Genomic DNA, 12,312 nt, shown 5'->3' with positions numbered 1-12,312 from the left:
TGTACCGTACTGAATGCATCTGCATCAATCTTGACTATTTCATGCAGGTGCATGTAGGCAATCCCTCTCCGGACGCCAAGAACAAGGGAAGGAATACCTCCAATGAAGCTTTATTACTCCCCCGGTGCCTGCTCCCTCTCTCCCCACATCGCCCTGCTCGAGGCCGGCCTGCCTTACGACCTGGTCAAGGTCGATCTGCGCGCCAAGAAGCTCGAAAATGGCGACGATTTCCTGCAAGTGAACCCCAAGGGCCAGGTGCCCGCGCTGGCGCTGGATACCGGCGAAATGGTCACCGAAGGGCCGATCATCATCCAGATGATCGCCGACAGGGTCGCCGACCGGAAGCTGGCTCCGGCGAGGGATTCCAACGAGCGCTACAAGCTGCTCGAATGGCTGAACTACATCACGACCGAGCTGCACAAGAATCTCGGCCCGATGTTCTCGCCGGCGCTCGCCGACGACGCCAAGGCCTTCTTCAAGGACCGCGCCATGGGCAAGTTCAAATATGTCGAGAGCCAGCTCGCCGGACGCGACTATCTGATGGGCAGCCAGTTCACGGTCGCCGACGGCTACCTGTTCACCATGATGATGTGGGCGCAAGACCGCCTCGGCTTCGACTTCTCCGGCCTGCCGAATGTGACGGCCTACAAGGCCCGCGTCGCGGCGCGCCCGAAGGTGCAGGAAGCGCTGAAGAAGGAAGGCCTGCTGAAGGCGGCCTGAGCCTGGCACACCACAGTTGACAAAGAGCCGGATCGCCGATCCGGCTCTTTTTCTGTGGCCACCAGCCTACTTTCGGCAACCAAAGGTGGAACGTCTCAATTTAACCCGCATTGTACCGATTAATACTAAGTCGGTGTACTTCCGGCTGGGGGCGTAGCTGTCCTTGTTCGTGCGATCCAACTGACCGACTATGACCTGCGGCGCGCCCTCCGCTCCAACTGGTCCAACAATGTGACGATCGCCTTGACGCTTTTGACCAGCACGCTCGTTGGGCTGGCAACCAGTTTGTATTTTCGGGTTTGGACGTTGATGCTGGTGTCGCCGCTGATCGCGGTGCTCGCGGCAATCTTGCTCCAATCGGATGGCTATGCCTTTGCCACCGGCGCCCCGATCGTCGTCGCCTGCCTCGCGTTCAACCAGATCGCCTATCTCGCCGGCGCCGTCCTCTCGCCGGACAATGACGGCTCAATTGCGGAAGAAGTCGACGGCATTCCACGCGGCCACCGCGAGCACAAGGTCCACGGCCAGAACGAGTAGCACCAGGCCGGTCCATGACGGACCTTTGCGTCGCAAACGCAGCGGATTCCAGCGTCGCGGCGGCGAGAGCGAGAAGGAACGCCTGCCCGCCGTCTCAGCGGCACCTTCCTTGAGCACAGAACGCACTGCAGGACACCCCAACTCTGATCGTCGTCTTCGATCATCTTGGCGATCGACGAGCAAGAGTGATGCCAGCAGCGTGGTGCCAGTTTGGAGCAAGCATGGCGGGACTTTGACCGCCGTGACCGTCACGCAACAGGATCAAGTCGGATCGATGACCCGGCCCATTTTGGTTTCGTCATTGCGAGCGGAGCAAAGCAATCCAGTCCTCCGCGTGCTGAGGTATGGATTGCTTCGTCGCTTCGCTCCTCGCAATGACGCGGCCGGAGTCTACTCCGCGAGCTAAGCCGCCTGCTTCTTCGGCGGGAAGCGGCCGTAGAAGGTTTCGCCCTTGGCCGCCATCTCCTCGAGCAGCTTCGGCGGCGTGAAGCGCGAGCCGTACTTCTTCTCGAAGGCGTGGCAGAGCGCGACGAAATTCTTCGTGCCCATGAAGTCGATGTAGGACAGCGCACCGCCGGTGAACGGCGCGAAGCCGAAGCCGAGGATCGAGCCGACATCGGCCTCGCGCACGTCGGTGATGACGTGATCCTCGACGGTGCGCGCGGCTTCCACCGCCTGCACCACCAGGAAGCGCTGCTTCAATTCCTCGACGTTCAGGGTATCGGGATCGAGCTGCTTGGGCTGCAGATTCGCGAGCCCGGGCCACAGGCTCTTCTGACCCTTGCCCTTCTCGGGATAGTCGTAGAAGCCCTTGCCGTTCTTGCGGCCGAAGCGGCCCTGCCTCTCGACCATCTCGACCATCAGCTTCTTCTGCGCCTGGTCGATCGCGTTGGGGCCGAGATCGGCCTCCGTCGCCTTGGTGATCTTGAGGCCGAGATCGAGCGCGACCTCGTCCTGCAGCGACAGCGGTCCGACCGGCATGCCCGCCATCTTGGCGGTGTTCTCGATCATCGCCGGCGGCACGCCTTCGAGCAGCATCTCGTTGCCCTCGGAGATGTAGCGCATCACGCAGCGGTTGGCGAAGAAGCCACGGGAATCGTTCACGACGATGGGCGTCTTGCCGATGGCGCGGACATAGTCGAGCGCGGTCGCCAGCGCGACGTCGCCGGTGTTCTTGCCCAGGATGATCTCGACCAGCATCATCTTCTCGACCGGCGAGAAGAAGTGGATGCCGATGAACTTGCCCTGGTCCTTGAATTCCTCGGCCAGCGAGTTGATCGGCAGGGTCGAGGTGTTGGAGGCGAAGATCGCCCCCGACTTCAGCAGCGGCTGCGCCTTGGCATAGGTGTCGGCCTTGACCTTGCGGTCCTCGAACACCGCCTCGATGACGAGGTCGCAGTCCGAGATCACGTTGTAGTCCGCCGTGGCCGAGATGCGCGCCAGGATCGCGGCGCCCGCCTCCTGCTTCATCCGGCCCTTCGCGACCAGGCCGTCGACCACGGTCTTGGCGTGGCCCTTGCCCTTGTCGGCGCTGTCCTGGTCGCGATCGACCAGCACGACATCGATGCCGGCCTGCGCCGACACGTAGCCGACGCTGGCGCCCATGAAGCCGGCGCCGATCACGGCCAGCTTCTTCACCTTGGTCGGCGGCACGCCTGCCGGGCGGCGCGCGCCCTTGTTCAGTTCCTGCATCGACAGGAACAGCGAGCGGATCATCGCCGCCGCTTCCTTCGAGCGCAGGATTTGCGTGAAGTAGCGCGACTCGACCCGCAGCGCGGCGTCGATCGGCAGCTGCAGGCCCTCATAGACGCAGCTCATGATGGCGCGCGCAGCCGGATAATTGTCGTAGGTCTCGCGGCGGTAGATCGCGTTGCCGGCCGGGAACATCTGCATGCCCATCTTGGAGAAGACGGGGCCGCCGGGCAGCTTGAAGCCCTTCTCGTCCCATGGCGCGACGGCCTTGCCGCCGCCCTTGATCCAGTCCTTCGCGGCCTTGATCAGATCGGCCGCCGGCACGACGGCGTGAATCAGATTGAGCGCCTTGGCGCGGGTCAGGTTGACCGCCTCGCCCTTGAGCAGCAATTGCATCGCGTCCTGCGGCGACACTAGGCGCGGCACGCGCTGGGTGCCGCCGGCGCCGGGGAACAGGCCGACCTTGATCTCGGGCAGGCCGAGGCGAGTCTTGGGGTTCTCGGCCGCAACGCGGTAGTGGCAGGCCAGCGTGATCTCGAAACCGCCGCCGAGCGCGAGGCCGTTGATCGCGGCGACCCACGGCTTGCCCGAGGTCTCGATCGCGCGGAACGACTGCGACATCTGGCGGCTCTGCTCGAACAGCATCTGGTTCGCCGCTTCGTCGCCCTTCTCCTTGAAGAGCTGCGCGTAGCTGCGGTTCATGCCCTCGAGCATCGAAAGGTCGGCGCCGGCGCAGAACGCCTCCTTGGCCGAGGTGATCACGACGCCCTTGATCGCGGCATCGCTGGTCGTCTGCTTGATGATCTCGCCGATCTCCCGGGTCGAGACCTCGTCGAACACGTTCATCGAACGACCCGGGATATCCCAGGTGACGAGCGCGATGCCGTCGGCGTCGACGTCGAACTTGAAATTCTTGTAAGCCATGTTGCGGTTCCCAATCTCTCCGTCATCCTGAGGTGGCCTCGCTCTTGCGAGGCCCTCGAAGGATGACCCGGTGAATTTATCCATCCTTCGAGGCTCGGGCTTCGCCCTCGCACCTCAGGATGACGTTGCCTGCTCGGTTACACGCGCTCGATGATGGTGGCGGTGCCCATGCCGCCGCCGATGCACAGCGTCACCAGCGCCGTTTGCTTGTTGGTGCGCTCGAGCTCGTCGAGCACGGTGCCGAGGATCATCGCGCCGGTCGCCCCGAGCGGATGGCCGAGCGCGATCGCGCCGCCATTGACGTTGATCTTGGCGTTGTCGATGTCGAACGCCTGGATGTAGCGCAGCACCACCGAGGCGAAGGCCTCGTTGAGCTCGAACAGGTCGATGTCCGACTTCTTCATGCCGGAACGTTCGAACAGCTTCTCGGTGACGTCGACCGGGCCGGTCAGCATCATCGCCGGCTCCGAGCCGATATTGGCGAACGCGCGGATTTTCGCCCGCGGCTTCAGCCCGTGCTTCGCGCCCGCCTCCTTGCTGCCGAGCAGCACCGCGCCGGCGCCGTCGACGATGCCGGAGGAATTGCCGGCGTGATGCACGTAATTGACCTTCTCGACCTCGGGATGCGACTGGATCGCCACCGCGTCGAAACCGGCCATCGCCGCCATCGCCGCGAATGACGGCTGCAGCTGCGCCAGCGACTGCATCGTCGTGGTCGGGCGCATGTGCTCGTCCTTGGCGAGGATGGTCAGGCCGTTGATGTCCTTGACCGGCACCACCGACTTGTTGAAGCGGCCCTCATCCCACGACTTAGCCGCGCGCTGCTGGCTCTGCACGGCGTAGGCATCGACGTCATCGCGCGAAAAACCGTATTTGGTCGCGATCAGGTCGGCCGAGATGCCCTGCGGCATGAAATAAGCCGGCACCGCCATCGAGGGATCCATCGGCCAGGCGCCGCCGGAGGCGCCGATGCCGACGCGGCTCATCGATTCCGCGCCGCCGCCGATCACGAGCTCATGCTGGCCGCTCATGATCTGGGCCGCCGCGAAGTTCACGGCATCGAGGCCGGAGGCGCAGAAGCGGCTGATCTGCACGCCCGGTACCTTCTCGCCGAGGCCGGCCTTCAGCGCGGCAAAGCGCGCGATGTCGGAACCGGCCTCGCCGACCGGATCGACCACGCCGAGCACGACGTCGTCGACGGAGTTCTCGGGCAGATTGTTGCGCTCCTTGAGCGACTTCAGCGGCACCGTGGCGAGCGCCAGCGCGGTGACCTCGTGGAGCGCGCCATCGGCCTTGCCGCGGCCGCGCGGGGTACGAACGTGATCGTAGATGTATGCCTCAGGCATGACGCCCTCCTTGATATGAGGATCATAATATATACGGAAGGAAGCGCCGCCGCACGGGTGCGGCGGCAATTTTCAAGGCTTTCTTGTTTGACGCGTTTTCTTCACGCGAACCGGTCTCCACTTCGCTGGAAAACGCTTCAGAACGCTTCCGCGGCCAACTCCATCGTGGTGGCGCTGCCGCTCTGGATCCGGGCCAGATGCACGGCGGTCTCCGGCAGCAGCCTCTCCATGAAGAAGCGGCCGGTCACGAGCTTGGTGTTGAGGTAGGGCGTGGCGCCGGCGGCGGCCTTGTCCTGCGCCACCTTGGCCATCTTCGCCCACATGTAGCCGAGCGCGACGAGGCCGAACAATTTCATGAAATCGGTCGCCGCGGCGCCGGCATTGTCGGGCTTGGTCAGCGCGTTCTGCATCAGCCAGCCGGTGGCTTGCTGCAGATGGCCGAGCGCGGTGGAGAGCGGGGTGATGAACGGCTTCATCGCCTCGTCGCCGCCATGCTCCTTGGCGAAGGCCGTGACCTCGCCGAAGAACGCCATCGCGGCACGGCCGCCGTCGCGCGGCAGCTTGCGGCCGACCAGGTCGAGCGCCTGGATGCCGTTGGCGCCCTCATAGATCATCGCGATGCGGGCATCGCGCACGAACTGCTCCATGCCGTGCTCGGCGATATAGCCGTGGCCGCCGAACATCTGCTGCGCCGAGACCGTGTTGGCGAAGCCGGTGTCGGTCAGAACGCCCTTCAGCACCGGCGTCATCAGGCCCATGTGGTCGTCGGCCGCCTGGCGATCCTTCGGGTCTTGGGAGCGGTGCGCGACGTCGCTCTTCAGCGCGGTCCACACCACCATGGCGCGTGCCGCCTCGTTGAAGGCGCGGATGGTGAGCAAGGTGCGACGGACGTCGGGATGCACGATGATCGGATCGGCCGGCTTGTCGGCGGCCTTGACGCCGGTCAGCGAACGGCCCTGCAAACGCTCCCGCGCATAGGCGACCGCGTTCTGATAGGCGACCTCGGACTGCGCAAGGCCCTGCACGGCGACGCCGAGGCGGGCCTCGTTCATCATGACGAACATGCCCTGCATGCCCTTGTTCTCTTCGCCGATCAGCCAGCCGGTGGCGTTGTCGTAGTTCATCACACAGGTGGAATTGCCGTGGATGCCCATCTTGTGCTCGATCGAGCCGCAGGTGACGCCGTTGCGCTGGCCGAGCGAGCCGTCGGCATTGACCAGCACCTTCGGCACGACGAACAGCGAGACGCCCTTGATTCCGGCCGGCGCACCTTCGATGCGCGCCAGCACCAAATGGATGATGTTCTCGGTAAGGTCATGCTCGCCGGCGGAGATGAATATCTTGGTACCCGTGATCTTGAAGCTGCCGTCGGCCTGGCGCACCGCCTTGGTGCGGAGCAGGCCGAGATCGGTGCCGCATTGCGGCTCGGTCAGGTTCATGGTCCCGGTCCACTCGCCGGCAACCATCTTCGGCACATAGGTCTTCTTCTGCTCGGGGGTGCCGTGCACCAGGAGCGCGGCGGTCGCGCCCATGGTCAGCCCGCCATACATCGAGAACGCCATGTTGGCGGAAATCTGGAATTCGTTGACCGCCTGCGAGAGCGTCACCGGCAGGCCCTGGCCGCCAAATTCAGTCGGCGCCGACAGGCCGAGCCAGCCGCCTTCGGCGACCTGCTTGAAGGCCTCCTTGAAGCCCTTCGGCGTGGCGACGCTGCCGTCGTCGTTGCGCTTGCAGCCTTCGAGATCGCCTGTGCGATTGAGCGGCTGCAGTACTTCCTCGCTGAGCTTGGCGGCTTCGCCGAGGATCGCCTCGCGCACATCGGCCGACGCATCGGTGAAGCCGGGAAGATTGCCGTAGCGATCGATCTGGAAAACGTCGTTGAGCAGGAAGCTGACGTCTTCGACGGGGGCTTTGTAGGTCGGCATGCTGATCTCCCGGCTGGCTCGCGGTCGCACGCGCGACCTATGCTGCGCAGCTTGTCCTTGGGTTTGTTGGAACGGACCTTATCCGGTTCGGGAGGTCCGCGGCAGGTCCTAGCGAGACTGTGATTGCGACGTTGCGCCGCTCTGCTTCATCAACTCCTCGCCCATCATCCGATGCAGCAGGTTGATCGCCTTGAGCGGGCGCACCATCACCTTGAAATGCGTGATCCGGCCGTCACCGTCGAACGTGATGATGTCGACGCCGTTGAGCTTGATGCCCTCGATCTCGTTCTCGAATTCGAGCACCGCGCCGGTGTCGCTCTGCCACTCGCCGAGATATTTGAAGGTCGGGCCGCCGAGCACCTTGGCGGCGCTGGTCAGATATTTGAAGGTGATGTCGCGGCCGCGCTGCGGCGTGTGCACGACCGGGCTTTCGAACACCGCGTCGGGATGCAGCAGATCCCACAGAGCGGCGGTGTCGTGGGACTTCATGTAGGCGTACCACTTGTCGAGGCCCGGCTTGCTCATTCGGACGTCTCCTGCGGCAGGGGGTTTAAGAAGCCTGAACATCGGCCGCGCGCGACAAGGCGGCACGCCGATCACCATATGCATATTGACGCATATGCACAGTAACGCATAAAGTCAAGCGAACTTCAGAATGGCCTTCTTGGGAACTGAGATGGAGGTGGGCGTTGGCACTCGGTGACGCAATCCTCGCCTGCCTCACGGAACGTCCGATGACGGGCTATGAGCTCGCCAAGACGTTCGACGCCTCGATCGGCTTCTTCTGGAAGGCCGACCATCAGCAGATCTACCGCGAGCTCTCCCGGCTGCGCGACAAGGGCCATGTCCAGGGCCGCGAGGTGGTGCAATCCGGCAAGCCCAACAAGCTGGTCTATACGCTGACGGCCGAGGGCCGCGCGGCGCTGAAGCATTGGGCGGCGCGGCCGAGCGTTCCACCCTCGATCAAGGACGACCTGCTGGTCCGGCTCTACGCACTCGACTGCGTCGACATCGAGCCGCTGCGCACCGACCTGATGGCGCGGCTGGAGCATCACCGCGACCGCTATGAGCGCTACGAGCGGCTGCTCAACAAACGCTTTCCCGACGGCACCGCGCCGCCGGCCGACGTCGGCAAGATGCTCGGGCTTCGCATCGGGATGCGCCATGAGCGCGTCGTGGTGGAGTGGTGCGAGGAGGCGCTCGACGCGCTCTCGGCGATGTCCGGCCGCGGCAATGTGCTGCCGCTCGACGACGGCAAGCGCGAAGGCAACGGCTAGAAACAAATCTCAGGTCATGCCGTGACGACACGTGACGCGGAATCCGCTTTGCCGGAAAGCGATAGGCGTGTCCTGATCCGGCGCAACAGGTTCCCGGATTCCCTAACTTTAAGGCCCGCCGGCCGCATTCCTTAACCCGTTATTTACCGTGACGGGAAAAAGTCAGCAGCTGAAGCAGACGACCAGCGCAGAATTCGATTGTCTCTTAACGGGAATGCGCGGGGAGGCTGCGGGCGCAGGGTGTAGCGCCGGAGTCGGGACCGGACGGAATCATGAATTCGCGCGTATCGTGGAGTGTTGACGGCATCGATCCCTCCGTCCGCGACAGGGCCGAGGCGGCTGCGCGCCGCGCCGGCATGTCGCTGAACGACTGGCTCAACTCCACCGTCGGCGAACCCAGCCCGCCGGATTGGCGGATGGCACCCGAGCAACGGCAGCCGATGCCGAGCCGGGAAAGCCGCGAGGTCGCCGATATCCATCAGCGGCTCGACGCGATCACGCGCCAGATCGAACAGATTGCAAAACCGATGTCGCGCGCCGAGGCCGTGCGCGCCGAAGTGCCGCGCGGCCAGCCCGCCGTCGCACGGCAGCTGAACGACGCGATTTCGCGCCTCGATGCGCGGCTGTCGCAGATTTCGCGACCACAGCCGGCGCGTGAGCCGCAACCCCAGCCGATGCGTGAAGCGCAGATGCAGCGGGAGCCGCAGATGCAGGACCGGCAACTGGAGGAGAGGCTGCGCCAGGCGGAGGCGGTCGAGCGCGCCGCAGCCCAGGTCTACCGCCCCTCGCCGCCGCTGAGCCCGGCCTCGTTCGATTCCGCGATCGCGGAAATCGCCGCGCGCCAGAACGAGCTCGACGTATCAGCCGCACGGCAGATGCCGCCGCGCAGCGCGCCCCCGATGCAGCAATCGTCGCCGCCGATGGCCGCCTACGCGCCGCCGCCGGCTGCGCCGGCCGGGCCCGACTTCTCTTCGCTCGAACGGCACCTGCTCAAGATCACGAGCCAGATCGAGGCGCTGCAGCGGCCCGACCATATCGAGCAATCGATCGCGGCCTTCCGCGGCGAGCTTGCCGAAATCCGCCAGGCGATCACCGAGGCGATGCCGCGCCGCGCGATCGAATCGATCGAGAACGAGATCCGCTCGCTGCATCACCGGATCGACGAGATCCGCCAGGACAGCAGCAACGGCCAAGGCCACGACCAAGCCCAGGTGATCACCGGCATCGAACGCGCGCTGTCGGAAATTCGCGAGGCGCTGCGCACGCTGACGCCCGCCGAGCAGCTCACCGGCTACGACGAGGCGATCCGCAATCTCGGCGCCAAGCTCGACATGATCCTGCGCGCCAACGACGATCCGTCGACGGTGCATCAGCTCGAGAGCGCGATCGCCGCGCTGCGCGCCATCGTCTCCAATGTCGCCTCCAACGACGCGCTGCTGCAGCTCTCCGGGGACGTGCATGCGCTGGCCGCGAAGGTCGACCAGCTGTCGCAGATGTCGCGCGCCGAGTCCCACGTCGATGCCTTCGCCGGGATCGAGCAGCGCATCGCCGCATTGGCCTCGACGCTGGAAACCCGCGAGCGGCCCGCCGGCTACGACAATACCGACGCCATCGAAGGCGCCCTGCGCTCGCTGTCGGAGCGGATCGACCGCCTGCAGGTCGGCAACGACAGCTCGTCGGCGTTCACCCATCTCGAGCAGCGCGTCTCCTATCTGCTCGAGCGCCTGGAGTCCGCCGACCAGCGCTCCGGCAATCTCGGCCGGGTGGAGGAAGGGCTGCATGACATCATGCGGCACCTCGAGGCGCAGCACGCTCACCTCGCCTCGCTCGCCGACGCCACCCGCAACGCCGTCAACACGGCCTCGCCGCAGCCGATGATGGACAGCGGCATCGTCGACCTGGTGAAGCGCGAGCTGTCCGACATCCGCTTCAGCCAGTCGGAGACCGATCGCCGCACCCAGGATTCGCTGGAGACCGTTCACAACACCCTCGGCCATGTCGTCGATCGGCTGGCGATGATCGAGAACGATCTGCGCACCGTGCGCACCGCGCCGCCGCCGGCCCCCGCGCCGGCCGAACCGCGGATGGAAGCACCGCGGATGGAAATGCCGCACGCGGCGATGCCGCAGCCGGTCGCGCAGCCTGAATCATACAAGCCTGAATCATACAGGCCCGAATTGCCCAATCCTGCGCTGGCGCAGGAGCACTTCATGTCCGCGCCGCGCGAATTCCATGCCGCGCAGCCGGTCGAGGCCGCGCCGCCGCCGCTGCCGCCGCGCGCGATCAGCGAGATCCTCGAGCCGCATGCCGCCTCCGCGCGCGCTGCGATCGCGCCGGAACTGCCGCCGGACCATCCGCTCGAGCCGGGTACCCGCCCCTCGGGCCGCGTATCGTCGCCGTCGGAGCGGATCGCGGATTCCGAGCGCGCGATCAGCGATCTTCCTGCCGGCAAGAAGGAGCCGGTCTCGACCTCGAGCTTCATCGCCGCCGCGCGCCGCGCCGCGCAGGCCGCCGCTGCGCAGCCCGTCAACGACAAGGCCGCGCGCGCGGCGAGCAAGGCCGCGGCCAAGGCCAAGGAGAAGGCCGACAAGGCCGCGAAGGCCGCTGCCGGCAAAGCCGGCGTGCCCGCGACTGGCGCGCCGGCGACTGGCGCGCCGGAGGCCCAGCCTTCGACCATCACCTCCAAGATCCGCTCGCTGCTGGTCGGCGCGAGCGTGGTCGTGATCCTGCTCTCGACCGCCAAGATGGCGATGAACCTGCTCGACACCAGCTCCGCGCCGCAGGTGCCGGCGATCGAGCACAGCGAGCCGGCCGCGCCCCCCGTGCAGCCGCCTGCCGAGAATTCCGCGGCGCCCGCACCGGCTGCGCCGTCCGGCGTGCCCGGGTCGTCAGTGCCCGGGCCGTCAGTGCCCGGACCGTCGATGACCTCGCCGACCCCGCTCGGCCGCCAGTCCAACAACACGGCGGCGCCGAATACGCTCGACAGCGCGCAGGTGACGATCCCTCAGGCTCCCGCGCCCGCCGTGGCGCCGGAGCCCGCTGCGGCACCGGTCGCCGCCGCCAGCGATATCACCGGCACGATTCCGACCGCGCCGCCGCTCGGCGGCAAGCTCGCCACGATCCAGATTCCGGCGGGCGAGAAACTGCCAGACGCGATCGGCGGTCCGGCGCTGCGCACGGCCGCGATCAAGGGCGATGCGGCGGCGGCCTATGAGGTCGGCGTCCGCTTTGCCGAAGGCAAGGGCGTGCCCGCCAATGTCGACGAAGCTGCCAAATGGTATGGCCGCGCGGCACAGGCCGGCGTGGTGCCCGCGATGTTCCGGCTCGGCACCTTCTACGAGAAGGGCCTCAGCGTGAAGCGCGATTTCGATGCCGCACGGCGCTACTACGTGCAGGCTGCGGAGCGCGGCAATGCCAAGGCGATGCATAACCTCGCCGTGCTCGACGCCGATGGCGGCGGCAAGGGCGCCGATTACAAGAGCGCCGCACAGTGGTTCCGCAAGGCCGCCGATCGCGGCGTTGCCGACAGCCAGGTCAACCTCGGCATCCTCTACGCCCGCGGCATCGGGGTCGAACAGAACCTCGCCGAGTCGTTCAAGTGGTTCAGCCTCGCGGCCGCGCAGGGCGACGCCGACGCCGGCCACAAGCGCGACGATATCGCCAAGCGGCTCGACCCGCAGTCGCTGGCCGCAGCGAAGCTTGCGATCCAGACCTTTACCCCCGAGCCGCAGCCGAGCGATGCGGTCAACGTGCCGGCCCCGGCCGGCGGCTGGGACGGCGCGCCTGCGCAGCCCGCGGCGGCGAGGTCCGTCAAGCCACCGTCGAAGCGAACCGCCGCGCTGGCGGCGCATTGATCTCACTCATTTGAAAGCTGCTGCGGCGCCTTGACGG

The 12,312-nt window shown here is 66.0% G+C and carries 8 protein-coding genes; 4 read left to right on the top strand and 4 right to left on the bottom strand.

The genetic code is table 11. The annotated features are described in order from the left end of the window. The first annotated feature begins 102 nt into the window (after positions 1–102). Positions 103–720 (top strand): glutathione transferase GstA, encoded by a 618-nt coding sequence (gstA, locus tag ACE10Z_RS03540; protein ID WP_375786703.1) that lies wholly within the window; start codon positions 103–105, stop codon positions 718–720. Between the two features lie 285 nt (positions 721–1,005). Further along, positions 1,006–1,257 (top strand): hypothetical protein, encoded by a 252-nt coding sequence (locus ACE10Z_RS03535; protein WP_375786702.1) that lies wholly within the window; start codon positions 1,006–1,008, stop codon positions 1,255–1,257. A 402-nt stretch (positions 1,258–1,659) separates the two neighbouring features. Here the strand turns inward: ACE10Z_RS03535 and ACE10Z_RS03530 are convergent, their stop codons facing one another. The 4 genes from ACE10Z_RS03530 to ACE10Z_RS03515 form a co-directional block, all read right to left on the bottom strand. Beyond that, the gene (locus ACE10Z_RS03530) at positions 1,660–3,873 is read right to left on the bottom strand and encodes a 3-hydroxyacyl-CoA dehydrogenase NAD-binding domain-containing protein (protein ID WP_375786701.1); all 2,214 of its coding nucleotides are present in this window, start codon (positions 3,871–3,873) and stop codon (positions 1,660–1,662) included. Between the two features lie 137 nt (positions 3,874–4,010). Next, positions 4,011–5,219, bottom strand: a complete 1,209-nt coding sequence (locus ACE10Z_RS03525; RefSeq protein ID WP_375777327.1) for an acetyl-CoA C-acetyltransferase — start codon at positions 5,217–5,219, stop codon at positions 4,011–4,013. 137 nt (positions 5,220–5,356) lie between these two features. Then, the gene (locus tag ACE10Z_RS03520; RefSeq protein WP_375786700.1) at positions 5,357–7,144 is read right to left on the bottom strand and encodes an acyl-CoA dehydrogenase C-terminal domain-containing protein; all 1,788 of its coding nucleotides are present in this window, start codon (positions 7,142–7,144) and stop codon (positions 5,357–5,359) included. A gap of 108 nt (positions 7,145–7,252) precedes the next feature. Beyond that, complete coding sequence (locus ACE10Z_RS03515; RefSeq protein ID WP_375786699.1) at positions 7,253–7,669, bottom strand: nuclear transport factor 2 family protein; 417 nt, start codon at positions 7,667–7,669, stop codon at positions 7,253–7,255. A gap of 164 nt (positions 7,670–7,833) precedes the next feature. On the opposite strand from ACE10Z_RS03515, the gene ACE10Z_RS03510 reads away from it, so the two are divergent. Both ACE10Z_RS03510 and ACE10Z_RS03505 read left to right on the top strand, forming a co-directional pair. Further along, the gene (locus tag ACE10Z_RS03510; RefSeq protein WP_229169550.1) at positions 7,834–8,421 is read left to right on the top strand and encodes a PadR family transcriptional regulator; all 588 of its coding nucleotides are present in this window, start codon (positions 7,834–7,836) and stop codon (positions 8,419–8,421) included. Between the two features lie 272 nt (positions 8,422–8,693). Next, positions 8,694–12,275, top strand: a complete 3,582-nt coding sequence (locus tag ACE10Z_RS03505) for a hypothetical protein (protein WP_375786698.1) — start codon at positions 8,694–8,696, stop codon at positions 12,273–12,275. Positions 12,276–12,312 lie beyond the last annotated feature (37 nt).

This window comes from Bradyrhizobium sp. Pha-3 (assembly GCF_042258615.1).
GTDB lineage: Bacteria > Pseudomonadota > Alphaproteobacteria > Rhizobiales > Xanthobacteraceae > Bradyrhizobium.
The sequence above is the reverse complement of the archived record's forward strand: the minus strand, read 5'-3'. Positions and strand labels throughout refer to the sequence as shown.